Source organism: Luteibacter sp. P4_E6 (genome assembly GCF_056401535.1).
Map to the genome: position 1 here is coordinate 1 of NZ_JBFUJE010000016.1, position 26,600 is coordinate 26,600.

30 protein-coding genes are annotated in these 26,600 nt (G+C 64.7%); 24 read left to right on the forward strand and 6 right to left on the reverse strand.

Annotation, left to right across the window (positions count from 1 at the left end; translation table 11 throughout):
• The coding region (locus tag AC1DT2_RS02415) for a transposase (protein WP_477294031.1) at window positions 1-175 on the reverse strand (175 nt) is incomplete at its 3' end.
• 202 nt (window positions 176-377) lie between these two features.
• Between AC1DT2_RS02415 and AC1DT2_RS02420 the strand changes: the two genes are divergently transcribed.
• From AC1DT2_RS02420 to AC1DT2_RS02435, 4 genes are all read left to right on the forward strand, one after another.
• The gene (locus tag AC1DT2_RS02420; protein ID WP_063572238.1) at window positions 378-962 is read left to right on the forward strand and encodes a TetR/AcrR family transcriptional regulator; all 585 of its coding nucleotides are present in this window, start codon (window positions 378-380) and stop codon (window positions 960-962) included.
• A gap of 181 nt (window positions 963-1,143) precedes the next feature.
• Entirely contained in the window at window positions 1,144-1,638 is a 495-nt protein-coding gene (locus tag AC1DT2_RS02425; protein WP_063572237.1) for a (2Fe-2S)-binding protein, read from the forward strand.
• On the forward strand, window positions 1,635-3,908 hold the full coding sequence (locus tag AC1DT2_RS02430; protein ID WP_063572236.1) for a xanthine dehydrogenase family protein molybdopterin-binding subunit: 2,274 nt from the start codon (window positions 1,635-1,637) through the stop codon (window positions 3,906-3,908). Before AC1DT2_RS02425 ends, AC1DT2_RS02430 begins: the two co-directional genes overlap by 4 nt.
• Window positions 3,905-5,209, forward strand: coding sequence for a c-type cytochrome (locus AC1DT2_RS02435; RefSeq protein ID WP_063572235.1), 1,305 nt, complete (start codon window positions 3,905-3,907; stop codon window positions 5,207-5,209). The genes AC1DT2_RS02430 and AC1DT2_RS02435 overlap by 4 nt, the downstream gene beginning before the upstream one ends.
• 11 nt (window positions 5,210-5,220) lie before the next feature.
• Here the strand turns inward: AC1DT2_RS02435 and AC1DT2_RS02440 are convergent, their stop codons facing one another.
• Both AC1DT2_RS02440 and AC1DT2_RS02445 read right to left on the reverse strand, forming a co-directional pair.
• The gene (locus AC1DT2_RS02440; RefSeq protein WP_063572234.1) at window positions 5,221-6,147 is read right to left on the reverse strand and encodes a patatin-like phospholipase family protein; all 927 of its coding nucleotides are present in this window, start codon (window positions 6,145-6,147) and stop codon (window positions 5,221-5,223) included.
• A gap of 106 nt (window positions 6,148-6,253) precedes the next feature.
• Window positions 6,254-7,279, reverse strand: a complete 1,026-nt coding sequence (locus tag AC1DT2_RS02445) for a class 1 fructose-bisphosphatase (RefSeq protein WP_477293999.1) — start codon at window positions 7,277-7,279, stop codon at window positions 6,254-6,256.
• A gap of 135 nt (window positions 7,280-7,414) precedes the next feature.
• On the opposite strand from AC1DT2_RS02445, the gene AC1DT2_RS02450 reads away from it, so the two are divergent.
• From AC1DT2_RS02450 to AC1DT2_RS02480, 7 genes are all read left to right on the forward strand, one after another.
• Window positions 7,415-7,600 (forward strand): hypothetical protein, encoded by a 186-nt coding sequence (locus tag AC1DT2_RS02450; protein ID WP_213949029.1) that lies wholly within the window; start codon window positions 7,415-7,417, stop codon window positions 7,598-7,600.
• The gene (locus AC1DT2_RS02455; protein WP_063570502.1) at window positions 7,597-8,235 is read left to right on the forward strand and encodes a glutathione S-transferase family protein; all 639 of its coding nucleotides are present in this window, start codon (window positions 7,597-7,599) and stop codon (window positions 8,233-8,235) included. Before AC1DT2_RS02450 ends, AC1DT2_RS02455 begins: the two co-directional genes overlap by 4 nt.
• A 69-nt stretch (window positions 8,236-8,304) precedes the next feature.
• Window positions 8,305-9,009 (forward strand): helix-turn-helix transcriptional regulator, encoded by a 705-nt coding sequence (locus AC1DT2_RS02460; protein WP_063570501.1) that lies wholly within the window; start codon window positions 8,305-8,307, stop codon window positions 9,007-9,009.
• Between the two features lie 45 nt (window positions 9,010-9,054).
• The gene (locus AC1DT2_RS02465; protein ID WP_477294002.1) at window positions 9,055-10,791 is read left to right on the forward strand and encodes a DUF885 domain-containing protein; all 1,737 of its coding nucleotides are present in this window, start codon (window positions 9,055-9,057) and stop codon (window positions 10,789-10,791) included.
• A gap of 631 nt (window positions 10,792-11,422) precedes the next feature.
• The gene (locus AC1DT2_RS02470; protein ID WP_477294004.1) at window positions 11,423-11,824 is read left to right on the forward strand and encodes an MbcA/ParS/Xre antitoxin family protein; all 402 of its coding nucleotides are present in this window, start codon (window positions 11,423-11,425) and stop codon (window positions 11,822-11,824) included.
• The gene (locus AC1DT2_RS02475; protein ID WP_477294006.1) at window positions 11,821-12,528 is read left to right on the forward strand and encodes an RES family NAD+ phosphorylase; all 708 of its coding nucleotides are present in this window, start codon (window positions 11,821-11,823) and stop codon (window positions 12,526-12,528) included. Before AC1DT2_RS02470 ends, AC1DT2_RS02475 begins: the two co-directional genes overlap by 4 nt.
• 18 nt (window positions 12,529-12,546) lie before the next feature.
• On the forward strand, window positions 12,547-13,254 hold the full coding sequence (locus AC1DT2_RS02480) for an SGNH/GDSL hydrolase family protein (protein WP_477294008.1): 708 nt from the start codon (window positions 12,547-12,549) through the stop codon (window positions 13,252-13,254).
• Between the two features lie 338 nt (window positions 13,255-13,592).
• On the opposite strand, the gene AC1DT2_RS02485 is transcribed toward AC1DT2_RS02480, so the two are convergent.
• Both AC1DT2_RS02485 and phhA read right to left on the reverse strand, forming a co-directional pair.
• Window positions 13,593-13,877 carry a hypothetical protein gene (locus AC1DT2_RS02485; RefSeq protein WP_477294010.1) on the reverse strand — a complete coding sequence of 95 codons (285 nt, stop codon included), beginning with the start codon at window positions 13,875-13,877 and terminating at the stop codon, window positions 13,593-13,595.
• Between the two features lie 34 nt (window positions 13,878-13,911).
• Complete coding sequence (phhA, locus tag AC1DT2_RS02490; RefSeq protein WP_477294012.1) at window positions 13,912-14,799, reverse strand: phenylalanine 4-monooxygenase; 888 nt, start codon at window positions 14,797-14,799, stop codon at window positions 13,912-13,914.
• Between the two features lie 140 nt (window positions 14,800-14,939).
• Between phhA and AC1DT2_RS02495 the strand changes: the two genes are divergently transcribed.
• From AC1DT2_RS02495 to AC1DT2_RS02535, 9 genes are all read left to right on the forward strand, one after another.
• Window positions 14,940-15,419, forward strand: coding sequence for an Lrp/AsnC family transcriptional regulator (locus tag AC1DT2_RS02495; protein WP_063570494.1), 480 nt, complete (start codon window positions 14,940-14,942; stop codon window positions 15,417-15,419).
• Window positions 15,420-15,502: 83 nt separating this feature from the next.
• Window positions 15,503-16,303: a lysophospholipid acyltransferase family protein gene (locus AC1DT2_RS02500; protein ID WP_213949024.1), complete on the forward strand. Its 801-nt coding sequence runs from the start codon at window positions 15,503-15,505 to the stop codon at window positions 16,301-16,303.
• The gene (locus AC1DT2_RS02505; RefSeq protein ID WP_063570492.1) at window positions 16,300-17,301 is read left to right on the forward strand and encodes a YheT family hydrolase; all 1,002 of its coding nucleotides are present in this window, start codon (window positions 16,300-16,302) and stop codon (window positions 17,299-17,301) included. Before AC1DT2_RS02500 ends, AC1DT2_RS02505 begins: the two co-directional genes overlap by 4 nt.
• 62 nt (window positions 17,302-17,363) lie before the next feature.
• Window positions 17,364-17,987 (forward strand): YbhB/YbcL family Raf kinase inhibitor-like protein, encoded by a 624-nt coding sequence (locus tag AC1DT2_RS02510; protein ID WP_477294015.1) that lies wholly within the window; start codon window positions 17,364-17,366, stop codon window positions 17,985-17,987.
• 120 nt (window positions 17,988-18,107) lie between these two features.
• Window positions 18,108-18,266: a DUF1328 domain-containing protein gene (locus tag AC1DT2_RS02515; protein ID WP_082878844.1), complete on the forward strand. Its 159-nt coding sequence runs from the start codon at window positions 18,108-18,110 to the stop codon at window positions 18,264-18,266.
• Window positions 18,267-18,466: 200 nt separating this feature from the next.
• Window positions 18,467-18,856, forward strand: coding sequence for an ElaB/YgaM/YqjD family protein (locus AC1DT2_RS02520; RefSeq protein ID WP_218625504.1), 390 nt, complete (start codon window positions 18,467-18,469; stop codon window positions 18,854-18,856).
• Between the two features lie 26 nt (window positions 18,857-18,882).
• On the forward strand, window positions 18,883-19,365 hold the full coding sequence (locus AC1DT2_RS02525; protein WP_231873828.1) for an ABC transporter ATP-binding protein: 483 nt from the start codon (window positions 18,883-18,885) through the stop codon (window positions 19,363-19,365).
• A 3-nt stretch (window positions 19,366-19,368) separates the two neighbouring features.
• Window positions 19,369-19,698 (forward strand): hypothetical protein, encoded by a 330-nt coding sequence (locus AC1DT2_RS02530; protein WP_063570490.1) that lies wholly within the window; start codon window positions 19,369-19,371, stop codon window positions 19,696-19,698.
• A 59-nt stretch (window positions 19,699-19,757) separates the two neighbouring features.
• Window positions 19,758-20,861, forward strand: coding sequence for an AI-2E family transporter (locus tag AC1DT2_RS02535; RefSeq protein WP_477294019.1), 1,104 nt, complete (start codon window positions 19,758-19,760; stop codon window positions 20,859-20,861).
• A 15-nt stretch (window positions 20,862-20,876) separates the two neighbouring features.
• Here the strand turns inward: AC1DT2_RS02535 and AC1DT2_RS02540 are convergent, their stop codons facing one another.
• Complete coding sequence (locus tag AC1DT2_RS02540) at window positions 20,877-21,899, reverse strand: LacI family DNA-binding transcriptional regulator (RefSeq protein ID WP_477294021.1); 1,023 nt, start codon at window positions 21,897-21,899, stop codon at window positions 20,877-20,879.
• A gap of 223 nt (window positions 21,900-22,122) precedes the next feature.
• Between AC1DT2_RS02540 and AC1DT2_RS02545 the strand changes: the two genes are divergently transcribed.
• The 4 genes from AC1DT2_RS02545 to AC1DT2_RS02560 form a co-directional block, all read left to right on the forward strand.
• Entirely contained in the window at window positions 22,123-23,667 is a 1,545-nt protein-coding gene (locus tag AC1DT2_RS02545) for a sugar ABC transporter ATP-binding protein (protein WP_477294023.1), read from the forward strand.
• Complete coding sequence (locus AC1DT2_RS02550) at window positions 23,664-24,656, forward strand: ABC transporter permease (protein WP_477294025.1); 993 nt, start codon at window positions 23,664-23,666, stop codon at window positions 24,654-24,656. Before AC1DT2_RS02545 ends, AC1DT2_RS02550 begins: the two co-directional genes overlap by 4 nt.
• Window positions 24,653-25,750 carry an ABC transporter permease gene (locus AC1DT2_RS02555; RefSeq protein ID WP_477294027.1) on the forward strand — a complete coding sequence of 366 codons (1,098 nt, stop codon included), beginning with the start codon at window positions 24,653-24,655 and terminating at the stop codon, window positions 25,748-25,750. The genes AC1DT2_RS02550 and AC1DT2_RS02555 overlap by 4 nt, the downstream gene beginning before the upstream one ends.
• Before the next feature lie 29 nt (window positions 25,751-25,779).
• A partial coding sequence (locus tag AC1DT2_RS02560) for a substrate-binding domain-containing protein (protein WP_477294029.1) occupies window positions 25,780-26,600 on the forward strand: 821 nt, incomplete at its 3' end.

The following is a 26,600-nucleotide window of genomic DNA, read 5'->3' on the forward strand; positions in this document are numbered from 1 at the left end:
GCTCGGGCGTCGGTGGCGGCGTGGCACGCAGCTGCCGCTCCTGCTCGACCCAGCGCCGCAAAGCCGTCGGGCCAAGCCCAAGCAGCCCGCACACGGCAGGCACGGAGCGGTTCTCATCCAGTACTAAACACACCGCCCGGCGCTTGAGCGCCGGGTCGATCGGTCGATATCCCATGATTCACCTCGGTAGGGATTTTGCTCCTACATGGGTGTCCAGGAAAATTAGACCACCGCAAATCGGCTCCTACAGAAAGACTGTTACCGCCCTGTGCCGGCTACGCCGCGGCGCACCATGACGCTCGACATTTCAACCCGCAAGGATTGGTTACAATCGGCTCACGGGCAGGGGACGACGTCCCCAAAGGGAGTAAGTGAGCATGCGTTATGAGAAAGGTCACAAGGAGCAGACTCGGCAGAAGATCGTCGAGGCCGCGTCCGAGCGTTTTCGCGCCGACGGTATCGATGCCGTCGGCGTGGTCAGTCTGATGAACGATGTCGGCCTGACCCAGGGTGGTTTCTACAACCACTTCGGGTCGAAGGAAGACCTCGTTCGGGAGAGCGTCGCCAACGGCGCCACGAGTGCGGCCGAGAGGATGGCCGCGCGCATCGCCGCCTCACGGGGCGAGGGATATCGGACCCTGGTCAACGGCTACCTGTCGGCAGAGCACCGCGACCATCCGGAAACGGGGTGCGTCGCCGCGGCGCTGTCCGCCGAGATGGGCCGCCGGCCGGTCGAGACCCGCGCCGCCTTCACCGAGGGCTTCGGCGAAATGGTGGAGGTCATTGCCGGCACCCTGCCGGACGCCGTGCGTGGCAAACGCCGCCGCACGCTGTCGATGGCCGTGTTCGCCTCGATGGTCGGTTCGCTGTCGCTGTCGCGTGCCGTTGCCGAGCCGGCCTTGTCGGATGAGATCCTGGCACTCGGCCGACAGTCCGCGCTGGAACTGATCGAAGCCGGCTGATTCCCCGACCGGGGACGGCGGCTTGCCTATACGGGCCGTCGTCCTCACGGTCCCTCGCGGCGGTTTTGTCCAAAAAATGTCCCTTTCGACGGACCGCACAACGCTCCATTCGGCGTAACCTGACAGCCTGCTTGTGGATCAGCCAATGGGGCCTCCGGGTTCCACCAGCCGAGGGACGACCATGGTTACGTTGCGCGTGAATGGTGAAGATCGACAGGCTGACGTCCCACCCGATATGCCGTTGCTCTGGGTGCTTCGCGACGTGATCGGATTGACCGGCACCAAGTTCGGTTGCGGTATCGCGCAATGCGGCGCGTGCACAGTGCACATCGATGGCCAGCCGATCCGCTCCTGCCAGATGCCGGTGTCGGCCGTCGGTAATCGCGCCGTGACGACCATCGAAGCGATCGGGCTGACGCCCGAAGGCGCCAAGGTGCAGCAGGCCTGGCTCGCCGTCGACGTCGTGCAGTGCGGCTACTGCCAGTCGGGGCAGATCATGTCCGCGGCAGCGCTGCTGGCGCGCACACCGAACCCGACCGATCGGGATATCGACACCGCCATGGCCGGCAACATCTGTCGCTGCGGCACGTACGTGCGTATTCGCGAGGCCATCAAACAGGCCGCGACGGGGCAACCCCAGGGCCTGCAGGTCGTCGTCGACGGGAGTGCCGCATGAAGACGCGCACACCCCCCGGCGCCGAAGTCGACAGCGGTCGCCGCGCCGCGATGAAGCTCGCCGGTGGCGGCCTCGCCGTCGCCTTCCTGTGGACGGCGGGCCTTGGTCCCGCCGTCGCCCAGATGAATCCCCGTCGGCAGCCGACGGACGAAGCCGCGGCCGCGGCAGACGGCAACCCACCCTTCGCACCCAACGCCTTCATCCGCATCGACGCCGATGGAAGCGTGCGACTGGTGATGCCCAGCGCGGAGATGGGCCAGGCCATCTACACCGGCATCTCGATGATGCTCGCCGAGGAACTCGGTGTCGGGCTCGACCAGATCAAGGTCGAGCATTCGATTCCCAGCGACGCGCTCTATGGCATTGCCCTGCTGGGTGGCGGACAGATCACCGGCGGCTCGACCAGCACACGCGGCCAATGGCAATCGTTGCGCGAAGCGGGCGCGGTCGCTCGCGAGATGTTGATCGCCGCCGCCGCCGCGCAATGGCACGTCGACCCCGCCAGTTGTTCGGTGTCGCGCGCCACGATCACGCACGTGCCCTCCGGTCGCACGCTCGGCTTCGGTGCCGTGGCTGAAGCGGCAGGCAAGCTGCCACAACCGGCGAAAGTCACGCTGAAGGATCCCAAAGACTTCACCGTCATCGGCAAGCCGCTGCGCCGGGTGGATTCCCCGGACAAGGTCAATGGCGGCACGCAGTTCGGCATCGATGTGAAAGTGCCGGGCATGAAGTATGCGGCGGTGCGTACGAGTCCCGAACTGGCCGGCACGCTCGGCAGCGTCGACGATACGAAGGCGCGCGCGATGGCCGGTGTGGTCGACGTCATCAAGCTCGACAACGCGGTCGCCGTGGTCGGCGAACACTACTGGGCGGCGTACCGCGGCCTGGAGGCTCTGGACATCGAATGGCGTCACGGCGTCAATGAGCATCTCGATACCGCCACGCTGATCGCCGCGCTACAGGAAAGCTCACGCAACGGCCCTGCGCTGATCGGCCGCAAGCCCAAGGGCGAGGCAGCGGCCGGCGGCAAGGCGGTGGAGATGACCTTCGTCACGCCGATGCTGGCGCATGCGCCGATGGAGCCGCTCAACGCTACCGTGCACGTGACACCGGGCAAGTGCGAGATCTGGACAGGCACTCAGGTGCCCACGCGCGCGCAGAAAGAGGCCGCGCGCATCTGTGGCATTCCGCTCGAGGCGGTGACGGTCAACAACCAGTACCTCGGCGGCGGTTTCGGCCGCCGCCTGGAAACCGACCAGGTCGAACAGGCGGTCGCCTTTGCGAAGCAGGTGTCGTATCCGCTGAAGGTGATCTGGAGCCGCGAGGAAGACATCCGTCATGATCGCGTGCGCCCGCTTTATTTCGATCGCATCTCGGCCACCCTGGGCGACGACGGCAAGCCCACTTCGTGGAAACACCGCATCACCAGCGGCACCGTCCTGGGGCGGTGGTTGCCCGCGGCCATGGGCAAGGACGGCATGGATAGCGATGCCATCGAATCGGCCGCTGACCTGCCTTACGACATGGACAACGTGCTGGTCGAGTGGGTACGCCATGAAATGCCTCCCGGCCTCGTCGTTGGTTGGTGGCGCGGCGTCGGACCCACGCACAACCTGTTCATCGTCGAGAGCTTCATCGATCATCTTGCGCAGACCGCCGGGAAGGATCCACTTGCCTACCGTCGGTCGCTGATGAAGGCGGGTTCGCGTCCCCTCGGTGTATTGAACCTTGCCGCGGAAAAGATCGGCTGGGGCAGCCAGCCATTGCCGGCGCGCGTCGGACGTGGCATCGCGGTGGCGTCGCCGTTCGGGAGTCATGTGTGCGCCATCGTCGAGGTCGAGGTGACGGCGCAGGGCGAGGTCCGCCTGCGCCGTGCGGTGGTCGCCGTGGACGTCGGCATCGCCATCAACCCCAGTTCCGTCCAGGCGCAGGTGCAGGGCGGGCTGCTATTTGGATTGAGCGCAGCGCTGTTCAACGGCATCACGCTCAAGGACGGCATGATCGAGCAGAGCAACTTCCACAACTACCGCTCGCTACGCATCAACGAGACGCCGGCTATCGAGGTGTTTACCGTGAACAGCAGCGAGTCACCTGGCGGCCTCGGTGAAGTCGGAACGGCCATCGCTGCGCCCGCGCTCGCCAATGCCATTTTTGCGGCGACCAGCGTGCGCCTGACCGAGCTTCCGGTGACACGTACGTCGCTGGCCGCATCGGCCGAGGCGCTCAAGCACGTCGCGGATAACGGCACTGGTAAGGGGGACGTCGCATGAAACGCTTCCTCGTTGTTGTCGTCCTCCTCCTGGTCATTGGCACCGTGGCGTATTTCGTTCTCAATCGCACGGATCCGGCTGCCGGTACATCGCCGCTCATCGTCGGCGCGCCGACGAACGCCGATCCGGTCGCGCGCGGCGAATACCTCGCTCGCGCCGCCGACTGCATCGCCTGTCATACCGTGCCGGAGACGGGTAAACCCTTCGCGGGGGGCCTGCCTTTCAAGCTACCGTTCGGCACCATCTACTCCTCCAACATCACCGCAGACGTCGAGACCGGTATCGGTGCATGGAGCGATGATGACTTCGTTCGCGCCGTGCGTGAGGGCGTGCGCAAGGACGGCAAGCACCTGTATCCGGCGTTCCCCTATACCGCTTACACCCAGCTCAGCCGGGCGGACGTGCTGGCGATCAAGGCGTATCTCTTCACCCTGCCGAAGGTGCGCCAGCCGGAACGGCCGAACGACCTGGGCTTCCCGTTCAACCAGCGCTGGGCGATGGGCTTCTGGAATGCGGCGTTCTTCCGCAGCCAGCGCTTCGAGAACGACCCCTCGCGCACGCCACAATGGAACGCGGGCGCGTATCTGGCCGGGCCGCTGGGTCACTGCGCCGAATGCCACACGCCACGCAATCTCGGCTTCGGGCTGAAACACAGCCAGGCACTGGCCGGCGCGGAGCTGCAGGGCTGGCGTGCCTGGAACATTACGTCCAACGAAACCCACGGCATCGGTAAGTGGAGCGATGAGGCACTGACCCAGTACCTGCGCACCGGCCACGCTGACGGCCATGCTTCGGCCATGGGTCCGATGGGTGAAGCCGTGGCGCATAGCCTGCAGTTCCTCAAGCCCGAAGACACGGCCGCGTTGGTGACCTGGCTACGTACCGTCCCGGCCCGCGAGGGCACGGATCCTGTCGTGGTCGATCCGGCCCCGAAAGCCGTGGTCGCGTCGAACGCCGCCGCGCCGGGAGGCGACGTGGACGGTGAGAACGCGGACGGCAAGCGCTTGTTCGAAGGTGCCTGCGCCAGCTGCCACCAGTGGAATGGCGTGGGACAGCAGACCCCGTATGCGGGCCTGGCGGGCACGCGCGGCGTGAATGATCCCAAGGGTGCCAACGTCACCCAGGCGATCCTGCACGGCGTGACCATGCGTATCGGCGACACCGATGTCTACATGCCGGCGTTCGGTCACGGCTACAGCGATCCTGAAGTGGCCGCCCTGGCGAACTTCGTGATCGGCCACTTTGGCGGCAAGCAGGGCGAAGTGACGGCGGCGGATGTGGCCAAGCGCCGGGATCTCTAGCGCTGGACCACTCAGTGCGCCGGGACGGGCGGCTTGCCCATGGCAGCCGTCTTCTCGGCGATTTTCGCCTTGATCGAAGGAATCGCGGCAAGCGCCGCGCGCTCGCCCTCGAGGATCGCGACGTTCTTCTGATCGAAGTCGGTCGGGCCGATCTGGCCGACCTTCGGCCTGATCACGATGTCGGCACGGCCGAGCTCCTGCTCGGCGAGCTTGCGACCCATGATGGTGATCGACTGGCCGACGATGCCGACCATGCCGGCCGGGTTGCTTCCGTCCGGACGTGCGGAGATATCCACGGCGATGACGATGTCGGCACCGAGCTGGCGCGCGGCATCCACAGGGACCGGACTGACCACGCCGCCGTCGACGAAATGCTTGCCGTTGATTTCCACCGGTTCGAACACACCGGGGATGCTGCTCGAGGCGCGCACGGCCTGGCCGGCGTTGCCACGGACGAAAATGGCCCGCTCACCGGTCTCGAGTTCGGTAGCCACCGCCGCGAACGGCGTGTGGAGCTTTTCAATCGGCGTGTTCTTCAGCAGGTCGTTGACGTAGTCCTGCAGCTTCTGCCCCTGAACCATGCCGCCCGAGAAGAAGCGGACATCGCGGATCTTGCCTTCATCCAGCGAGAAGGCGGTTTCCTGCAGCTGGAACGCATCCATGCCGCTGGCGTAAAGGACGCCGACCACGCTGCCGGCGCTGGTTCCCGACACCACATCCACGTGGATGCCGCTGGCTTCCAGCATCTTGATGACGCCGATATGGGCGAAGCCCTTGGCCGCACCGCCGCCGAGTGCCAGGCCGATCCGCGGCTTGGCCGCCAGCACAGGCACGGCATTGTCCAGTCGGGCATCCGGTTTCGTGCCGCCGAAGCAACCGGAAAGCAGGGCGGTGAAAACCAGCGGAAGCCAGGTGCGGGTGCGGGTGCGAAGCATCATGGAAGCGAACCGAGAGGGGGCTGGCGGATCATCGGGCAGCGGGGCGGCGCACGAATGACGGCTAAGTGGCGGAAGCAGGGCGGCGAGGTGCCGCCCTGACGTTGGTTCAGTCGCGGGTGTCGTCGGCTTCGACGTGGTACCGGGTGGCGATCTCGATCTCGTGCTTCGAACCCAGGAACACCGGCACGCGCTGGTGCAGGGCGCTCGGCTGCAGGCTCATGATCGGCTCGCGGCCTGTGGTGGCGGCGCCACCGGCCTGCTCCACGATGAAGGCCATGGGGTTCGCCTCGTACATGAGGCGCAGCTTCCCGGTGCCACCCTTGGCCGTGATCTTGGCGTCCAGCGGGTAAATGAAGACGCCGCCGCGGGTGATGATGCGATGCACGTCGGCCACCATCGAAGCCACCCAGCGCATGTTGAAGTCACGCCTGCGCGGGCCGGACTCACCGGCAAGCAGCTCGCCGATGTAACGCTGCATCGGGGCTTCCCAATGGCGCTGGTTCGACATGTTGATGRCGAACTCGGCTGTCTCTTCGGGAATGGTGATGCCACGGCGCGTCAGCACGAAGCTGCCGTGCTCGCGATCAAGGGTGAACTCGTGCACCCCATGGCCGAACGTGAGCACCAGCACGGTGCTCGGGCCGTAGACCACATAGCCCGCGGCGGCCTGGTCGGTGCCCGGCTGGAGGAAATCCTGCGTTTTCGGTTCGGTGACGCCGTCCGGGCAGCGCAACACCGAGAAGATCGTACCGACCGACACGTTAACGTCGATGTTCGACGAGCCGTCGAGCGGATCGAACAGGAGCAGGTAGTTTCCCTTGGGATAGGCGTCGGGGATCGGCTGCGGATCTTCCATCTCTTCGGAGGCGCAGGCGGCGAGGTGACCACCCCAGGCGTTGGCCTCGAGCAGGATCTCGTTGGAGATGACGTCCAGCTTCTTCTGCGCCTCGCCCTGCACGTTGTCCGAGCCGGCATTGCCGAGCACGCCGCCCAGGGCGCCCTTGCCGGTAGCCACGGAGATGCGCTTGCAGGCGCGGGCCACCACCTCGATGAGCAGGCTGAGCTGGGCGTTGATATGCCCCTCGCGCTTCTCTTCGATCAGGAACTGGATCAATGAAATCGGTTTCGTCATCGGGACGGACTCAAGCGCTAAACCACGCATTGTCCGGATGCGGGGTGAACGGCGCCAGAGGGCTGCTGACAGAACGCTGTCAGTAGCCCTCCCGCAGACTGTCCTTCCAGTCGAAGCAACGGAGAGGGAAGTCGCATGAATCGCTTTCTCGATCGTCTCGCCGTGCTCTACGCGCCGCTCGGGCGCCGGGGGCTGCTGATGGACGGGCAGTACCGGTTCGCTCCCGACGCGGCGCGTCCGCCGGTATCGCGGACAGGGGCCGTGCCTGCCAGGCCGGCATCGAAGACATCCACGAAGACCACAAGGGAATTGCACGCATGAATGCCAGTCGGATCAAGTTTCACCACGCGCCGAACAGCCGTTCCGGGAGCACGCTGATGCTGCTCGAAGAGCTTGGTGCGCAGTACGACATCCATGTGATGAACCTGGTCGAGGGCGAGCAGCGCCAGCCGGCTTACCTGAAGGTCAATCCGATGGGCAAGGTGCCGGCCATCGAGCACCTGGGCGGCCTTGTCACCGAACGGCCGGCGATCTTCACCTACCTCGCCGACCTGTTCCCGGAAGCCGGCCTCGCGCCCGGCCTCGGCGATCCGCTGCGCGGACCCTACCTTCGCTGGCTGTCGTTCTATGGTTCGTGCTTCGAGCCGGCGGTGATGGATCGCTTCATGAAGCATGAGCCCGCGCCTACGTCGACCTGTCCGTACGGCGACTTCGACACCGTCATGGACATGATCGAAGCACAGCTGGCGGCCGGTCCGTGGATGTTCGGGGACCGCTTCACCGCCGCGGATATCCTCTGGGCCAGTGCCCTGGACTGGACCATGCGCTTCGGTATCGTGCCGCGTCGCACGGTGTTCGAGGACTATGTGGCCCGCCTGATGGCCCGCCCGGCCATCTGCCGTGCCGCCGGGCAGGATGCCGCGCTGGCTCGCGCGCAGACGCTCGCCGTCGCGTGAGGGGTTGGATATGCGTAGCCATGACATTCGTCGCTTCCCGCGCCCCGCGCGGGAGGCGATGATTCGGACATGCGCCGCGCCGACCGCCTGTTCCTCATCATCAACGCCCTGCGCGGGCGGCGTACGGCGCTGCCCGCGCGGCAGCTGGCCAGCACACTCGAAGTCTCCCTGCGCACCGTCTATCGCGATGTCGCCGACCTCCAGCTCTCCGGCGTACCGATCGAAGGCGAGGCCGGCGTCGGGTACGTCCTGCGCAAGGGCTCGGACATTCCACCGCTGATGTTCTCCGCCGACGAACTCGAAGCCCTGGTCGCCGGAACGCGGTTTGTCCGCGCGTTCGCTGGCGAGCGGCTGGCGCGCGAGGCGCAGTCGGCACTGATCAAGATCGAGGCGGTACTGCCGCCCGACCTGCGCGAGCGTTCGGCGCAATCGAAGATCTTCGCGCCGATCTGGCGCGATCCGTTCCAGAACCAGGTTGCCGTGATGCTCGATCGCCTGCACGCGGCCATCGTCGGGCACTGCGTGCTCTGCCTGGACTACCGCGACGCGGAAGGGCGCACCTCCACGCGGGAGGTCGAGCCGCTGTGCCTGTCGTTCTGGGGTGGCGCCTGGACCCTGGGCACGTGGTGTCGCCATCGCCAGGCGTTCCGCAACTTCCGGCCGGACCGCATCGTGGATTGCCGGAACGAAGGCGAGACGTTTGCCGATGCGCCCGGGCGTGACCTGCAGGCTTATCTGGACACGATGCGAGGGCATTACGCGGGACTGGAATGATCCGGGAATGCGATGATCGGGGTTTCCCCGCCAACGGTCTCCTGCATGTCCCCCTGGATCCGCGCCATTGCCTTCGCTGGTGTTTTCGCCGCTACCGCCCACGCCGCCGCGCCGCCCGCGTCGCCGGACGAGGCCTTCAAGGGCATCTATTCGAAGGAATGGACCTGGCGTAACGGACAGGCAGGCATCCTCACCTCCGGCGAGGCCCAGCCCGGTGACGGACGACTGGATACGGTGGATGCCGCCAGCCAGGCCAGGCGACTGGCCTACTGGGACGACGTACTGGCACAACTGGACCGCATCGACCCACACAGCCTGAGCGGCACGGTTCGTGTCGACTACGCCGTGTACCGCGAGCAGATCTTCAACCTCGCGGCCGCGCAGCGTTTCGCGCAGTGGCAGATGCCGTTCAACAGCGACTCGGCCTTTTGGTCCGACGTGGGCTATGTGCTGCACGGCGACGACCTGCGCACGCGCGAGGACTACCAGCACTACATCGAGCGCGTGCGGCAGATTCCGGCCTACATGGATCAGGAAATCGCCAACATGCGCCTGGGGCTGGCGCGCGGCTTTACCGTTCCTCGCGAGGTGCTCAACGGGCGCGACGTGTCGATCGCCGCCGTGGCCGAACTGAAGAACCCGGAAGACAGCGCGCTCTACAAGCCGTTCAAGACGCTGCCGAAGTCCATGCCGGCCAAGGACGCCGAGGCGCTCCGCACCGACGCACGCAAGGCGATCGCACAGGGTGTCATCCCCGCATACGGCAAATTGCTGACCTTCTTTCGCACCGAGTACGTACCTAAGGCCCGGCCCACGCTGGCCGCCGAATCGCTCCCGGATGGCAAAGCCTACTATCGGCAGCAGATCCGCGAGTACACCACGCTGGAACTGACACCCGACCAGATCCATGCGATCGGCCTGCGCGAGGTGGCGAAAATCCACGAAGCCATGCTGGAGACCATGAAGGACACCGGCTTCAAGGGTGACTTCCCCGCCTTCCTGCAGTTCCTGCGTACGGATCCCCAGTTCTACGCGAAGACGCCCGACGAGCTGCTCATGCGTACGGCATGGGTGGCCAAGCAGGTGGACGGCAAGCTGGGCAAGTATTTCGGCCTGTTGCCGCGCCAGCGTTTTGCGATCGAGCCGGTGCCGGCGGATATTGCGCCGTACTACACCTCCGGCCGCGGCGGCGCGGACGTCTATCTGGTCAATACCTACGACCTGCCGTCGCGTCCGCTGTTCAACATGCCCGCGCTGACCCTGCATGAGTCCATGCCGGGCCATGCCTTGCAGTTGGGGCTTTCCGCGGAACAGGACGGCTTGCCGCCCTTCCGTCGCGACGGCTACATCTCCGCCTACGGCGAGGGCTGGGCGCTGTATTCGGAGTATCTGGGCGAGGAGATGGGCATCTACCACACGCCCTACGAACACTTCGGCTTTCTCACCTACCAGATGTGGCGCGCCTGCCGTCTCGTGGTCGACACCGGCATCCATCATCTGGGCTGGACCCGCCAGCAGGCGATCGATTACCTCACCCAGAACACCGCCCTGAGTCAGCGCGAGATCGCCAACGAGGTGGATCGGTACATCAGCTGGCCCGGCCAGGCGTTGTCCTATGAGCTGGGCTACCTGAAGATCCGCGAGCTGCGCGAGCGTGCCGAAGCCCAGCTGGGCGAGAAATTCGACCTGCGCGCCTTCCACGACACCGTGCTGGCCCTGGGCTCGGTTCCCCTCCCCGTCCTCGAGCAGCACGTAGACGCCTGGATCGCCTCCAAGAAATAAGGTTCATCGCGGATTACCGGGGCCCGGGCGCTCGGCTTTCGGGCCGGGCATCTTTCGCACCTCGCCCACGGCTCGCCTTCGGCTTCGCGGGCTCGGCTTCGCCGTCGCTCTCTACACTTGGGCGTCTCGCGGGGAGACCTTGGTGCCCACCCTCGCTGCTCAGACACGTCCTCCGCGTTCGACAAGGAAAGGCCGCTCACGCGGCCCATGTATCTATATGGCCTACGGCCGCTCCACTTGTGCGGAACTCGCCTCGAGGGTGGGCACCAAGGTCTCTCACGACGATACGGTCAGCTGGACGGAGTGCCGTCGAGCGTGGGTGTTGCCGCCGAAGCCGACCGTTACGGGGGACGTGCAGACACGTCATTTCCGGCGCGGCGAGCGTTTTCCTCGCCACTGCGCTGCCTCGCGGACGATCTCGGCGCGCTGGGGTCGACCGTTTGGCGAAGGCTCTGCGCCTCACCCCTCACGCAAGCGGCGGCGCGAGCCGCTAAAAACACGCACTCGCAAAGCGAGTGAACCGACCCCTTCAGCCTCCCCGGCATCCCGCGATGAACCAAAAATAAGGAATACCGTGACGTAGGTCTACATGTGGGCTATATTGCAGAATAACTCCACAGGTAGAGCAACGATGCACTCAGTCATCCATGCCGAACCCAATCCCACCGGCGATCTCGGTGGCCCCGCCTTGCGGGCCTTCTTCGCCCTGGCCGAACGCTGGAAACTTCGGGTCACCGAGCAACGCACGCTGCTTGGTGACCCGCCCGAATCCACGTACTTCAAGTGGAAGAAGCAGCAGGATGGTGCCCCGTCCCGCGACGTGATCGAGCGCATCAGCTATCTGCTGGGCATCTGGAAGGACCTCCAGATCCTCTTTCCCGATCCTGCCCAGGCAGATGCCTGGCTGCGCAAGCCCAACGACGCCGCGCTCTTCGGCGGTCAACCCGCGTTGGAACGCATGCTGTCGGGCAATGTCGCCGATCTCTATGTCGTGCGTCAGTACCTGGACGCGCAGCGCGGCTGGAACGGATGAGCGCCTCGCAAACGCCTCCGCTCCGGCGCATTCGCTGGACCCATGCCTACCGCATCGTTCCCAGCCGGTTCCCGCCCGTCGGTCTGTTCGACAGGATTGCCGAGCCCAGGGACATCGACGCGGTCATGGCGATCGAATCGCTGACCAACCCACGCCTGCGCGACGAAATCGGCGCGTTGCGCCTGGTGCCGCCGGATCGGCGCGTCTCCGGCCCGGGCACGACGCCGATCATGGCCGCCTTTGCGCACATTCCACCYGAGGGCAGTCGGTTCTCCGACGGGCACTGGGGCGTGTTCTACGCCGCGCACAGCGTGGCCACGGCCATCGAGGAGACGGTATTCCATCGCGAAGCCTTCCTCGCCGCCACGCACGAGCCGCCCACCGACGTGCAGGTGCGCTGTTACAAAACGGCCATCGCGGGCAAGCTGCACGACATTCGCGGCGGCTGGCCGGCCGAGCACGATCCCGACTCCTATGTGGCGAGCGTGAAGCTGGCCCGCGCCCTGCGGGACGACGGCTCCAACGGCATCGTCTACGACAGTGCGCGCCATGAAGGGGGCGAGTGCATCGCGGTGTTCTACCCCGATCTCGTGGCGCCGTGCGTGCAGGCGGAACATCTCATTTATCGCTGGAACGGTACGCGTGTCGAAGCGGTATTGAAGGTCACACCGATAGAGCGCCAGGGTTTACCGCGCAGACCGTAAGCGGTTACGGTGTTTCGGATGAAATGTCTGACGCTTGTTCTCACCCTTTTCGTTATTTCCTTCGGCGCCGTGGCGAAAGATTCCGACCACGCGAAGTGGAACGCGGACATCGAGGCCTTCGAGGCCTCGGATAAGGCCAGCCCGCCGCCCGCCAACGCCGTGCTCTTCATCGGCAGTTCGTCGATTCGCTTCTGGAAGACGCTGGCTACGGATTTTCCGCGCTACCGCGTGATCAACCRTGGCTTCGGCGGCTCCGACCTGGACGATGCCACGGCGTTCGCCGACCGCATCGTGACGCCGTACCACCCCGTGGCGCTGGTGATGTATGCCGGTGATAACGATCTCCAGGGCGGCGACTCGCCGGAGCAGGTCCGCGACGACTTCGCCGCCTTCGTCGGCAAGGTGCGTGAGACGCAACCCGATCTGCCTGTCGCCTTCATCGCGATCAAACCCAGTGTCGCGCGCGTCGCCTTGCTGCCGAACATCCTTCAGGCGGACATGCTGATTCGGCAGTGGGCGATGACTCAGAAGGACGTGGCCTTCCTCGACGTGGTGCCGGCGATGCTCGACGCGAAGGGTCAGCCGATGTCGGATCTGTTCATCGACGATGGGTTACATATGAACGCGAAGGGCTATGCACTGTGGGTTGCACGGGTGAAGCCGTGGCTCGCAGAACACGCGATGGCCGCTGAAGATAAACGTAGGCAAAACGCGCCTACCCCGTAATGCGGGAACTTCACGCGATCGCCCTTATCTAAGTCTGTGATCGCCGAGAGGCGACCTGTTGTCAGACGACCGGCTTCCATTGGTCCCTCTGTCCCGGGTCCCGCTATTTCCCCTGATAGCCTGGACCCGACACCGACCCCGGCAGCTCCTCCCCTGGCTGCCGGGGTTTTATTTTTTGCGGGAGCCGCTTCAGCGGCAATAGGTAAATGTGGGAGCCGCTTCAGCGGCGAAAAACCCACGAAGCGATGTAGCCGCGCCCCCATCGCCGCCGCCCCACAAAGAAACGGGCGGGCAAGTCATAGACCCACCCGCCCATCAGGGAAATCTTCGAAACTGGATCAGAACGTGCGGCTACGGCTCGCGTAGGGCCGGATCGACGTGTCGAAAGCCCGCCAGCGACCGTCATTTCCTTCGATGTTCAGGACGATGTCGGACAACGCGTTGGCCTGCTCAATCCGCCGCGCCTCGCTCACCGCGCATTCCAGGGCGTCGTCCCGCGAGCAAAACTCGCCGTATTCCGTTTCGTTCTTCTGCAATAGCCAGAGACCCGGACCCACGGACTCGAACGGAATATCGAAGACGACCACGATGGACACACCCTGTTCAGCGGAAAGTAAGTCCATCGTAGACGCCGGTTCGTTAGGCGCCCGTTGAGATTCAGTTGTCGGCGCCTGAAGCGAAGCCCTCACGGGTGCCCCGATGGAAGACTTGATCCGTCGAAAGGACATCACTCGCCGCCACGGACGTGCTCTGGCCGAGCTTCTCGTAGATCGGCGTGAAGTCCGGACGGGTCGCATCGAACAGTTGCGCGAAATCGTCGATGACGAAGTACGTCTGCTGGAACGTATCGATCCTGTAGCGAGTGTTCATCACACGCTCCAGGTCGAAGCCGATGCGGTTCGGCGCCGTGGAGTCGATCGAGTAGATGGACTCGCCCTTGGAGCTGACGATGCCCGCGCCGTAGATGCGCAGGCCCTTCTCCGTACGGATCAGGCCGAATTCCACGGTGTACCAGTAGAGGCGCGTAAGGTTCATCAGCGCTTCGGGTCCGATCGCGTGCGCCTTCATGCCGCCCTTGCCGTAAGCCTGCATGTAATCGGCGAACACAGGGTTGAGGAGCAGTGGCACGTGACCGAACAAGTCGTGGAACAGGTCCGGTTCGGACAGGTAATCGAGCTGATCCGGCTTACGAATCCACCAGCTGACCGGAAAACGCCGGTTGGCCAGGTGGTCGAAGAAGACTTCGTCCGGCAACAGTCCTTCCACGGCCACCACTTCCCAGCCGGTGGCCTCACCCAGCACCTTGTTCAGGTCGGAAAAGCGCGGAATGCCGCCATCGCCCAGGCCGAAACGCTCCACGCCGTCGAGAAACTCCTGGCAGGCGTAGGCCGGCAAAAGCTCGCGCTGGCGCTTGTACAAGGTGTCCCAGACCTGGTGGTCCGTTGTCGAATAGCTATCCCACGGCTGTTCCACGGTGCCGGTCGCGTAAACGGGCACATAGCCTCGATCGGTCTGCTGGTGTTCGACGCGACGGGGGGTGTCCATGGCGGGCCTCCTTGGGGCTGCTGCGGGGCTGATGAGTGACCAGCTTAGCGAGGAAGGGCCGCAATAGGCTTGTGTTGTTGCGCAGCAACGGCCTGATGGTGCAACAATGTGTCTTAAATAGATCAGGTAGCGACAGAATCATGCAAACGGGATTTGACCGCACAGACCGGCGCATTCTCGCCATCCTCCAGTCCAACGGTCGGATGACCAACGCCGAGCTGGCTACCGAAGTGAATCTCTCCCCTTCGGCGTGCCTGCGCCGGGTGCAAAAGCTCGAGGCTGACGGCGTGATCGCCGGCTACGGGGCCCACCTGGAACCGCGCGCGCTGGGGCTCGGGCTCCAGGCCTTCGTCCGCGTGCAGCTCTCCCGGCACGAGGCCGAGGCGATCGACCGGTTCACCGAGCAGGTGGCGCAGTGGGACGAGGTGGTGTCCTGCTACGCGCTGACGGGCGACATGGACTATCTGCTCCAGGTCTACGTCGCGGACCTGGAGGGATTCTCTCGTTTTCTGCTCGATCGCCTGCTCAATGCGGCGGGCGTTGCCGACGTGAATACGAGCTTCGTCCTGCGGACCGTCAAGGCTTCAACGGCCTTACCGCTCGGTAACGTGCCCGGTTAGCACGTCGCAAGCCCGCGTGTCTTAAGAACAAAGACAACTTCCTCTAGCGGCACGGCTCGGCCATCGTTAATCTTGTGTTCTTGATGGAAGCCACCTCCGCCAATCTGAACTCCCGCGACCGCATGCGTCCGCTTCGCTATCTATGGCGAATTCCGCTGGTGCTGCTGCACATCGTGGTCGCCATTCTGATCTGCGCCTTCATCCTGACCTGGGCCAGCGGCGTGATGAAGAACGGCCGCGAGCCGTTCGCCCACCGCGCCATCCGCCTGTGGTCGGTCCTGCTGCTCCGCATATTCGGCTTCCGCAGCCGACGTTTCGGCACGCCGCTTCCGGATCCGGTCCTCTTCGTCGCCAATCACACCTCCTGGCTGGACATCACGGTGGTGCATTCGCAGCGTGCCGCCTGTTTCGTCGCCAAGGCGGAGATCGCAGGCTGGCCACTCGTGGGCTGGATGGCCGCGCGCGGCGGCACGATTTTTCATCGCCGCGGCAGCAACCATTCGCTGGCCTCGGTCATGGCCGTGATGGTCGAGCGCCTCCACGCGGGCCGATCGGTCGCGGTGTTCCCCGAGGGCGGCACCGGGCACAACGGCGTCCTGCGTGTGTTCCACGCGCGGATCTTCCAGGCGGCGCTCGACGCCGACGTGCCGGTCCAGCCGGTCGCGTTGCGCTTTGCGCGCCAGGGCCGCCGGGTGATCGATGCGGGATTTCGCGAAAACGAGACCTTCATGGGCAACGTCATCCGCCTGTTGGGCGAAGCCCCGCTCGACGTCGAAGTGCACTTCCTCGAGCCGGTGCCGGTATCGGCCGATGGCCGCCGGCGCATGGCCGAGGCATCGCGCGAACGTATCGCGCTGGCCCTGGACACCGACACGCCCGCATGAGTCTGCCCAAAGGCTCAGACTTCCTGCCGCCGTGGCCGCTGCGCAGCGGGCACATCCAGACCATGCTTTCTTCCAGCGGCGTTCGTCGCCGGCTGTTGCCTAAACGGGCACAGCAGGTGCAGGTGGGCGCGCGCGAAGTGCTGGTCGACGTGGGGCAGGGCGATCGCCTGAGTGGCCGCTATACGGCGCAGACCACCGGCCGCGAGTCACGCGGTCTGGCCATTCTGTTCCACGGCTGGGAAGGCAGTGTCGACTCAACCTACGTGCTGCAGACGGGCAGCCGCCTGCTCGAAGACGGCTGGGACGTCTTTCGCCTGAATTTCCGCGACCATGGCGATAGCCACGGCCTGAACGAGGCGCTATTCCATTCCTGCCGGATCGACGAGGTGGTTGCCGCCCTTGGTGAGATCGCCCGGATGTTCCCGGCAAAGACCATCGGTGTGGCGGGTTTCTCGCTCGGCGGCAACTTCGCGTTGCGTGCCGCCATGCTGGCGCCCGCGCAAGGCGTGCCGCTGGATTACGTGCTCGCGGTATGCCCTATCGTCGATCCTGCGGAAGGCCTGTTTTCGCTCGAGAAGGAAGCGCCGTGGATTTACCACGCCTACTTCATGCAGAAGTGGCGCCGCTCCCTTCGCCTGAAGCAAGAGGCCTTTCCGCAGCAGACCTACTTCGAGCTCAACGAACTCAAGCAGAACATGCGCGAGCTGACGGCCTCCCTGGTGCTTCGCCACACGGATTTCGGTTCGCTCGAGGCCTACCTCGATGGCTACTCGATCGCCGGCGACCGGCTGATGAACATGCATGTTCCGGCCACCATCCTGACCTCGAGCGACGATCCGGTCATTCCGATCGGCGCGTTCCATGCCCTGCGCCTGCCGCCGAATATCGAGCTCGATATCGCCAGCTACGGCGGCCATTGCGGCTTCATCCGCGATTTCGGCATGACCAGTTTCACCGACGATTACATAGCGGCCCGTTTCGACGCGATCGCCCGCTGACCTGGTCTTCGCAGCCGCGGAGCAAGACTGGGCAACCTTTCTTAGAATCCGAGGACATCCCTATGCGCCTGAAGAGCGACAGCATCGAAAACGGAAAGCCGATTCCGGCCACGTACGCCTTCATGGAGATCGGCGAGCCGATCAAGCCGGCGGGCAACGTGACGCCGCACCTGGCCTGGACCGAGGTGCCGGCGACCGCGAAGTCGTTCGCCATCGCCGTGATCGATACGGACGTGCCGTCGAAGCCGGATGATGTGAACGTGGAAGGTCGCGAGGTTCCCCGGCACCTGCCGCGCGTGGAATTCGTGCACTGGCTGATGGCCAACATCCCGCTGGAGTGCCGCGAGCTGGGCGAGGGCGCTTGTGGCGAAGGCGTCGTGGCGCGTGGAAAGAAAGATCCGGTCGGGCCGCCGGGTTCGGTCCAGGGGCTTAACGATTACACGGGCTGGTTCAAGGGCGATCGGGATATGGAAGGTCACTACCACGGGTACGACGGCCCCTGTCCGCCGTGGAACGACTCGATCCCGCACCACTACCACTTCCACGTCTACGCGCTGGATGTAGACACCGTGCTGCTCGAAAACGGCTACTCGCTTGCCGAGTTGCGCGATGTCATCAAGGGACATGTGGTGGACGAGGCGGTGATCACCGGTACCTATTCGCTCAATCCGAAAGTGAAAGCGTGACGACGAAGTGAAGCGCAAGGCTGAACGACTTTTGAGTGAGGTGGCGGGGCTTCACGCGGTATGCGCGGCGGCCGGGACTAAATGGGCTCGCGCCATCCCACCCACTGGAGTACCCCGACCATGCTGCACTACGCCCTCGTCTTCCTCGTCATTGCAATCATCGCGGCGGTATTCGGCTTCGGCGGCATAGCGGGCACGGCCGCAGGTATTGCGAAGATCCTTTTCATCATCTTCCTTATCCTGGCCATCATCTCGTTCTTCCGCGGCCGCAGCGTGTAGCTGCCGTGGGCTGGCGAGGCGTCCTTGTCGCAGCGAGGGGTTCTGCTGCGACAGTCGAGGGCGCCAGGAGCCCGCTCTTTGCGTGGTCCGCCGATCGGGTCGCGAACGGATTGCACCCCGTCGGGCACCGCGGCAATGATGACCTTTACCTCACCCTTCCTGCTTTACCGTGTCCTATCCCGCTTCCGGAGAACTTCGTCATGAACAAACCCGCCGACCATGTCGCCAACGTCGCGACCGCCGCCGCGAACACCGTTTCGGCCGCCGAGCGCATCGACGCCAGTGCCGAGCGAGTGAAGCAGGCCACGTCCGACACCATCGACCGTACGAAGGACGCCGTGGACCGCGCTGCCGACAAGGTTGAGTCGTCGCTGCACAACGCCACCGACAAGGCCGCTTACGGCGCCACTCGCGCTGCCGAGAAGGCCGAAGAGGCAAAGCTCCGCGGCAAGGAAGTGTATGGCGAGGCCGTGGATACGGCGAACGACTGGCTGGACACGGCGCGCGACTACGTTCGCGAGAAGCCGGTACAGTCCATTGCGCTGGCGATCGCTGCCGGCTGGTTGGCTGGTCGCATCCTGCGTAGCTGATCCACTTCTCCCCGGGGGCAAGACGCATGTTGGAAGACGGTCCCTCGGGGCAGAGTGACGTGGAAGAGCCGGTGCCGGGCGCGCAAGCGCCCAAGGGCGCCGGTGTAAAGATTCCCGCCTGGTTCGACGACGTGCGCAGGCTCGGCGTGGGCCTGAAGAGCCTGTTCGGTGCACAGCTTCGGCTGATCCTCGCCGAACTGAGCCTGGCCCGAAGCGGCATCACGATGATGCTGTTCATGGGGCTGGCGGCTATCGTCTTCGCCGTGGCGCTTGGATTGACGCTGCTTGCCCTGGCGGGCTGGGGGCTGGCGCAGTGGTTCGGCTCCTGGGCCTGGGCGCTCGCTGCGCTCGCCGGTCTGCAGCTGATTCTGCTCGTACTGGCGATTCTGGTCTTCCGTCGGGGCATGCACTGGCTTACCCTTCCGGCCTCTCGCGCCGAACTGGCAACACTTGCCCGGGAAGCGGCGAAGCAGGGTAAGGCCGAAGGCGAGCTCAAGGTTAAGGACTGAACGATGGGCATCTTCAACAATATGGCGAGGGTCACAAAGGCTCGGGCCGAAGTAGCCATCGCACGGGAAAAGACCGTCGAACCGGCCGCGGCGCTTATCGCCCGTGGCTACGAATACCCTCTTACTGTCCTGGGTCTTGCTGCCGGCTCCGGCGTGCTGCTGAGCAGCATCAAGGTCAATCCGCTCGCCATTCCCGGCGTGAGCGGGCTCGTTGCCGGCGGCACCGCCGACATCATTGGCAAAGTGATCTCCATGGCGGCAGGCAGCTTCCTGGGTGACTTCGCCGGCAACGCAGCCGACGCCGCGGCCGACGCTGCCGACGGCACGGCGTGAGCGACTTTCCCAGCCCTTTGCCTGCACCGGTTCCGTCCCCGGCGCCGCCAGGCGTCGCCGTGTCCTCGCTTGCCGTCGCACGGGCGCGCCGGAAACCCGGTAGCAGTCGCAGCACACGACGTATCTCGCGGCACCTGGTCGCTATTCGCATCTCACTGACCGCCATGATCCTGCTGGCCACCGTCTACACGGTGGCGATCGGCAAATCGTTGCTCGTTCCCCTCGTGCTTGCCGCTTTCATCGGGCTGGCACTGAACCCGATCGTCGTGGCCGCGGCGCGCATTCGACTGCCGCGCTGGTTTGCGGCGGTCACCGTCATGCTGCTACTTGGCCTCGGACTGGTCTCCGCCGTCGCAACGCTGTCGACGCCCGCACTGAACTGGTTCCATGAAGCGCCGGCTGCCATGCGCACCTTCGCGCCGAAGATCAAACCGATGACGCAGCAGATCGAAGCGGCGAGTCGGGCCACGCAGACACTGGTCGGCGGCACGGTTGCGCGCAACGCACCGCAGGCCAGCAACGATTTCGCCTTCACCGCCTGGGACATCGTTGCTGGCGCGCCGAAAGTGCTGGCCAGCGTGCTCACCGTGGCGCTACTGGTGTTCTTCTTCCTCGTCTACGGCGACGAAATCCTGCGGCGAGCGGTGGAGATATCACCAACCTTCGCCTACAAGCGACACACGGTAAGCATCGTGCGCAGCATCCAGACCGAGGTATCGAGTTATCTGCTGCTTACGGCGGCCATCAATGTGACGCTCGGGCTGGTGACGGCTGGCATGCTTTACCTCTACGGTGTGCCCGACCCCCTGCTTTGGGGCTCCGTCGCTGCTATCGCCAACTTCATCCCCTACGTCGGCGCCATCACGACGACGACAATCCTGTCGATCGTCGGCGTGCTGCACTTCCAGGAACTCGGCCCGGCGTTATTGCCTGCGGCCACCTTCGCCGGCATCACGGCGATCGAAGGTAACCTGCTGACGCCGATGCTTCAGGGTCGCCGTTCACGGCTGAGCCCCGTCGCCATCCTGCTATGGCTGCTGGTCTGGGGCTGGATCTGGGGCATTCCCGGGGCCTTGCTCGCCGTACCGATGTTGACCTGCGTGAAGCTCATCACCGCCAAGCTGCGTGGATGGGAGTGGTTTGCGCACATCATCTCGCGCTGAGACGGCTAAAGCATCTCAGGTGCTTTCGCGTACCTGCATCTCGAATGAAACATCCACACGACGTTTGGTCGGTGTGCGACCGGAAATACGCTCGATCAGTTGCTGCGCTGCGATACGGCCGATCTCATGGCGAGGCGACATGATGGTAGTCAGCGCTGGCGTCACCAGGCTGGCGAAGGGCAGGCCGTTGAAGCCGGCGATGGCGATCCGTTTGGGAACCGCGATACCTTCGCGCTGCGCGCGAAGGATGGCGCCGACGGCGAGGTCGTCGTTGGCGAAGAAAATCGCGTCGACCTTCGGCTTCATGCTCAGCACTTCCATCAGCGCATCGCCACCGCGCGCGGGATTGCTTGGCTCTTCATACGACAGCGCTTCGCGCCGGGCCAGTCCGTGTTTCGCCAACACGCGATCCATGCCTTTGTATCGCTGCGCGGCGCGATAGTCCGCATCGAGACGGCAGCCGACGAAGACGATCTGCCGGTAGCCACGCGCGACGAGATGTTCGGCCATCGCCTCACCCGCCTTGTAGTGCGACAAGCCCACGTTCATGTCGATCGGCTGCGCGCCGAACTCCATCGTTTCAACGACAGGCTTGCCCCAGCGCTTGAGCAGATGGCGCGTGCGGTCGAGGTGGCGCATGCCGGCAATGATCATGCCGGGCGGTGACCAGCCCAGGAAGGTGGAAACCGCGGTGTACTCGCGTTCGAGGTCGTACTCGGTATTACCCAGCATCAGTTGATACCCGGCAGCTTGTGCCACTTCCTGGATGCCCGCGACGATCTCGACGAAAACGGTGTTCGACAGCGACGGTACGATCACGGGAATGACGTTGGAACCCGCCGAAGCCAGCGCACCGGCCACATGGTTCTGGACATAGCCCAGTGCGTCGATCGCCGCATCGATGCGCGCGCGCAAGGCATCGGAGACCGTCTCGGGCTTGTTCAAGGCGCGCGACACCGTCATCGGCGAGACGCCCGCGTGCTCGGCCACGTCTTTCAGTGTCGCCGTGCGTTCGGCGGGGACTTTGGCGGGACTCATGGGTTGACCGACTCCTTCGATGTTCGCGCTAACACCCTGATTGAAGGGGGATGATGATGCAAACGACGACGGCCCACCAGCCATCGCTGGCGGTGCCTTGTTGTGCACCGCATCATTAAAACCTTTTACATCAATGCCCTGAAATGATTGCGCTACCATTCCTACGGGCCTATAGTCCGGCCACACGTGGTACCCGCATTCAAACGCGTTGGTCGGAGGTGTTGTGATTCAGTTGTCCCGCGAACCCGTCGCGCAGGCCCTCCTCGGTGCACGCGGCATCGCAAAGCGCTTCGGCCCCGTTGAAGTCCTGCGCGGCATCGACCTGGAGCTTCGCCCCGGACGCATCCTGACTCTCATGGGTGAGAACGGCGCCGGGAAGTCCACGATGTTCCGCATCCTTGCCGGCCAGCTGCAGCCCAGCGCCGGCGAACTCACCCTCAATGGTGAATCCCTGCGGTTGGCGTCGCCTCACGCTGCTCACGCGCACGGCATTCATCTCGTGCCGCAGGAGCCGCTTTTGCTTCCTGAGTTGACCGTCGCGGAGACGATGTTCCTCGGTCGGCTACCAATGACCGGCGCGATCTTCCGTCACGTCGACTGGAAGGACGTGCGCCGGCGTGCACAGGCCGTGCTGCGGATGCTCGACCTGGATATCGACATCGACCGCTGCGCAAAGACGCTGAGCATCGCGCAGCTTCAGCTGGTGGAGTGCGCCAAGGCGCTGTTGCACGACTGTCGCATCATCCTTTTCGACGAACCGACCTCACCGCTCACCTCGCATGAGGTGGACAACCTGTTCGTCATCATGCGCCGCCTCGCGGCCGACGGCTGCACGTTGAGCTTTATCAGTCATCGCACCGAGGAAGTGCTCGAGATCAGCGATGACATCGCCGTCCTGCGCGACGGGCGACTGGTCGACAGCGCGGAGCGCGGCAGCTTCGATCGGGCCCGCCTGCTTTCGACGATGGTGGGGCGCACCCTGCGCGACATACCGCGGCGAGAATCCAGCTACGTCACCGAACAGACCGTGCTGGAGGTGGACGGCCTGGCCAGCGAGCCCAGCTTCCGTCGCATCGGCTTTCAGCTGCGCCGCGGAGAAATCCTCGGATTAGCCGGCCTGGTCGGCGCGGGCCGCACGGAAATCGCGGAAACGATCTTCGGCGTCCGGCGGCCAACGGCCGGCAGCGTCCGCCTCGCGGGGGAGACAGTCACCAGCAAACCCTGCCACGACCTGATTCGCAAAGGACTGGTGTACGTGCCGGAGGATCGCGCACGCCACGGTGCGGTGCTATCGATGACGATCGCCCAGAACGTCACCTCCGGCCTGCTCGAACGTGTGCGCCAGTCCGCCGGCCTGCTCAGCGACGCGGACGAGACACGCCTGGGTGCGACAGCGGTGCGCGACTTCCGCGTGCGCTGCGCCGGGCTCGACCAACCGCTGCGCGAGCTGTCCGGCGGCAACCAGCAGAAGGTCGTCWTCRGCAAATGGATCGCTACCGGGCCGAAGGTCGCCATTCTCGATGAGCCGACGCGGGGCGTCGACGTCGGGTCCAAGGAAGAAATTTACGAACTGATCGAAGCCATGGCGCGTGACGGCATGGCCGTGTTGGTGATCTCCTCGGAGACGGAAGAGCTGGTGCGTCTGTGCGACCGCGTGCTTTCCCTCTACGAAGGTGAGCTTGTCGCGGAACTGACCGGCGACCAGATCAACCCCGCCGCAGTCAGCGCGTCGTACCTGGGTAGCGCACATGCGGAGGGGGCGCCATGAGTGCTGTCGCCATGCCTTCGCGCCGCCGCGCCATCGCCCCGCGTTTCACGATGACGCGCGAGTTGACCCTGGTCGCCGTGACGGTCGGCCTGACGATAACCGTCGGTCTGCTCAACCATGACTTTGTCGGTGCGCAGAACCTGCGCTTCATGCTGCTCAACTCGGTGGTGCTTTCGCTGGTGGCGCTGGGTCAGACGCTGGTGATCGCGATGCGCGGCATCGACCTGTCGGTGGCACCGATCCTCGGTCTGGCGGCCATGGTCTGCGGATTGCTGGCGCAGACGCATGGCTTGTCCCTCGCCGCGGCGTTGCCGCTGGCGCTATGCATCGGGCTGGTCCTGGGGACGATCAATGGCGTTCTCGTGGCGACGATGGACATTCCCCCAATCGTCGTGACCCTGGGTACGTATAGCCTCTACAGCGGACTGACCTTCATCTACTCCGACGGCACGCAGGTCGACGCGGTATCCCCGACGTTCGCGGCGTTTGGTAACGGCCGTCTGCTGGACGTCGTTCCCATCCCCACGCCCGTGGTCGTACTTCTCGTGATCCTGACCTTGTGCTGGTACGTGCTGCGCCACACGGGATTCGGACGCGCGGTGCTGGCCATCGGTAACAACGCTTCCGCCGCGTATGCGGCCGGTCTGCCCGTCACCTGGGTGCGCATTCGCGTTTACGCGCTGTCCGGGACGCTCGCGGCGTTCGCCGGGCTGATGTTCCTCTGCTACACGGGCTCGGCTACGGTCACCGCGGGCACGGGTGATCACATCGAGTTGCAATCCATCGCCGTATCGCTGATCGGCGGCACAGCCATCGCCGGTGGCCGCGGCAATCTCATCGGCACGGTGCTCGGCAGCCTTTTTCTTTCCGTGGTACTGACAGCCCTGGTCTTCCTGCATGTGCCGCCGATCTGGTACTCGGCGGGTGAGGGCCTGATGATTCTCGCTGCCGTCCAGGCCGGTTTTGGTCGTCGAGGAGCGCGCGCATGAGCGTCTCGCCCACCGTCGGTGCAACCCCGGGTGACGACCCGACGATGGCAAAGAGGCGACGTCGGCTCTTTTCCATGGGCGGCTGGGAGCTCTCGCTGCTGGTCCTGCTGATCATCGTGACGACGAGTTTCGGTCTGGGCGTGCCGGGGTTCTTCGACAACCTGTCCGGCTTCCTTGCCATGACCAGCAACTTCCTGCCGTTCGGTATCGTTGCGCTCGGTCTGTCACTGGTGATCTTCACCGGAGGCATCGATCTGTCGGTCGGTGCTACCGCGAGTCTCGCCGCCGTTGTCGCGGCGCAGCTTTGGGCGACGATGGGGCTGAACATCTGGGTGGCGAGCCTGCTCGGTCTGGCCATGGGCGGCTTGCTCGGCGGCATCAATGCGGCCGTCATCGTGCTTCTGCGTATCGAACCGCTGATAGCGACGCTGGCGACGAGCTTCATCTATACGAGCGCAGCGGTGGCCGTCGCTGGCGACTCGCCGCCGTCGGGGTTCCCCGATGCTTTCAACAACATGGGTTCGGGCGCCATGGCGTGGGGCAGTTTCCAGTTCCCGTACCAACTACTTATCTTCATTCCGCTGGCCGTGCTGTTCTGGTTGCTGGTCACCCGCAGCGCGTTCGGTCGCAAGCTCGTCACCGTCGGTTACAACAGTGAGGCCGCACGCTATTCCGGCATCCGCGTGCCGCATGTGCTGGCGGCGGCGTATGTCATCAGCGGCATGATGGCGGCGCTCGCCGGTCTCGTGTTGTCGGCCTATTACAGCGCGGCGCGCGCCGACATGGGCGACGTGCTTCTGCTCACCACTATTGCGATGGTCGTGCTTGGTGGTGTCAGCATCTTCGGCGGCGAAGGCCGCATGGGCGGTGTCATCGTCGCCGTACTCCTGCTCGGCCTGCTTCGTCAGGGCATGCTCATCGCCGGATTCTCGGACATGGTGACCTCCATGCTGACCGGCGCGATCCTGATCGGCTCGATCGCCATCCGCAACATCTTCAGCACGCGGGTCGGCGGCTTCGGCAAGCGCCTGCTCGCACTCATCCGCCGACCCGCCATCGCGGGACCCGACGCCACTCGTCACGACGCGCCCTGAGCGTCGCTATCCATCCACAGGAGGGAGTCATGATCACCGCCCGTCGCATGCTCGTGCTGGCCGCCGCCGCTACCCTGGCCATCGCCTCTGCTGTCTCCGCCCAGACCGTCGATACGTCGAAACGGATCAAGGTGGCCATGGTGCCGAAACTGGTTGGCCTGTCCGTCTTCAAGGCCAACCAGCAGGGCGCCGAGGCGGCGGCAAAAACGCTGAACATCGACTTTCTCTACACCGGCCCGGTCACCGCGTCGGCGCAGGGCCAGGTCGACGTCTTCAACAGTCTCATCGCCCGCAAGTTCGATGTCATCACCACCACGTCGAACAACCCGACCCAGCTTGCACCGGCACTGAAGCGTGCGATGAAGCAGGGCATCAAGGTGGTCTCCTACGACAGTGACGTGTCGCCCGACGCACGTGACTTCTTCATCCAGAATACCGAGTACCCGGCGTTCGGCAAGGCGCTGGTCGACTCGGTCGCCAAATACATTCCCGCCGATTCGGAAGTGGCGATTCTATCGTCGACCAAGGACGCCACGATCCAGAACGAGTGGATCAATGCGCTGACCGCGTACATGAAGACCGCCTATCCGAAGATGAAGATAGTTACGACCGAATACGGTCAATCCGATCCGTCGAAGTCGCTGACCGCGGGGCTGAATATCCTGCAGGCGCATCCGAATGTCGCGGCCATCATCGCGCCCGACGGGGCTTCCGAGGTCGGGGCGGCAGCGGCGGTGCAAAAGCTCGGCCGCACCGGCAAGGTTTTCGTTACCGGATGCAGCAATCCCGACGCGATCCGGCAGTACGTGAAGGCCGGCATCATCAAGGCCAGCCCGTTGTGGGACGAGGT

Bases quoted from the DNA above. Each gene is read 5' to 3' on its own strand.
- AC1DT2_RS02500 (WP_213949024.1), top strand. From the start codon at position 15,503: ATGGAAGCCACCTCCGCCAATCTGAACTCCCGCGACCGCATGCGTCCG.
- AC1DT2_RS02555 (WP_477294027.1), top strand. From the start codon at position 24,653: ATGAGCGTCTCGCCCACCGTCGGTGCAACCCCGGGTGACGACCCGACG.
- AC1DT2_RS02530 (WP_063570490.1), top strand. From the start codon at position 19,369: ATGGGCATCTTCAACAATATGGCGAGGGTCACAAAGGCTCGGGCCGAA.
- AC1DT2_RS02485 (WP_477294010.1), bottom strand. From the start codon at position 13,877: ATGGACTTACTTTCCGCTGAACAGGGTGTGTCCATCGTGGTCGTCTTC.
- AC1DT2_RS02425 (WP_063572237.1), top strand. From the start codon at position 1,144: ATGGTTACGTTGCGCGTGAATGGTGAAGATCGACAGGCTGACGTCCCA.
- AC1DT2_RS02470 (WP_477294004.1), top strand. From the start codon at position 11,423: ATGCACTCAGTCATCCATGCCGAACCCAATCCCACCGGCGATCTCGGT.
- phhA (WP_477294012.1), bottom strand. From the start codon at position 14,799: ATGGACACCCCCCGTCGCGTCGAACACCAGCAGACCGATCGAGGCTAT.
- AC1DT2_RS02505 (WP_063570492.1), top strand. From the start codon at position 16,300: ATGAGTCTGCCCAAAGGCTCAGACTTCCTGCCGCCGTGGCCGCTGCGC.
- AC1DT2_RS02450 (WP_213949029.1), top strand. From the start codon at position 7,415: ATGAATCGCTTTCTCGATCGTCTCGCCGTGCTCTACGCGCCGCTCGGG.
- AC1DT2_RS02435 (WP_063572235.1), top strand. From the start codon at position 3,905: ATGAAACGCTTCCTCGTTGTTGTCGTCCTCCTCCTGGTCATTGGCACC.
- AC1DT2_RS02420 (WP_063572238.1), top strand. From the start codon at position 378: ATGCGTTATGAGAAAGGTCACAAGGAGCAGACTCGGCAGAAGATCGTC.
- AC1DT2_RS02540 (WP_477294021.1), bottom strand. From the start codon at position 21,899: ATGAGTCCCGCCAAAGTCCCCGCCGAACGCACGGCGACACTGAAAGAC.
- AC1DT2_RS02525 (WP_231873828.1), top strand. From the start codon at position 18,883: ATGTTGGAAGACGGTCCCTCGGGGCAGAGTGACGTGGAAGAGCCGGTG.
- AC1DT2_RS02455 (WP_063570502.1), top strand. From the start codon at position 7,597: ATGAATGCCAGTCGGATCAAGTTTCACCACGCGCCGAACAGCCGTTCC.
- AC1DT2_RS02550 (WP_477294025.1), top strand. From the start codon at position 23,664: ATGAGTGCTGTCGCCATGCCTTCGCGCCGCCGCGCCATCGCCCCGCGT.
- AC1DT2_RS02510 (WP_477294015.1), top strand. From the start codon at position 17,364: ATGCGCCTGAAGAGCGACAGCATCGAAAACGGAAAGCCGATTCCGGCC.
- AC1DT2_RS02460 (WP_063570501.1), top strand. From the start codon at position 8,305: ATGCGCCGCGCCGACCGCCTGTTCCTCATCATCAACGCCCTGCGCGGG.
- AC1DT2_RS02515 (WP_082878844.1), top strand. From the start codon at position 18,108: ATGCTGCACTACGCCCTCGTCTTCCTCGTCATTGCAATCATCGCGGCG.
- AC1DT2_RS02465 (WP_477294002.1), top strand. From the start codon at position 9,055: ATGTCCCCCTGGATCCGCGCCATTGCCTTCGCTGGTGTTTTCGCCGCT.
- AC1DT2_RS02495 (WP_063570494.1), top strand. From the start codon at position 14,940: ATGCAAACGGGATTTGACCGCACAGACCGGCGCATTCTCGCCATCCTC.
- AC1DT2_RS02440 (WP_063572234.1), bottom strand. From the start codon at position 6,147: ATGATGCTTCGCACCCGCACCCGCACCTGGCTTCCGCTGGTTTTCACC.
- AC1DT2_RS02430 (WP_063572236.1), top strand. From the start codon at position 1,635: ATGAAGACGCGCACACCCCCCGGCGCCGAAGTCGACAGCGGTCGCCGC.
- AC1DT2_RS02520 (WP_218625504.1), top strand. From the start codon at position 18,467: ATGAACAAACCCGCCGACCATGTCGCCAACGTCGCGACCGCCGCCGCG.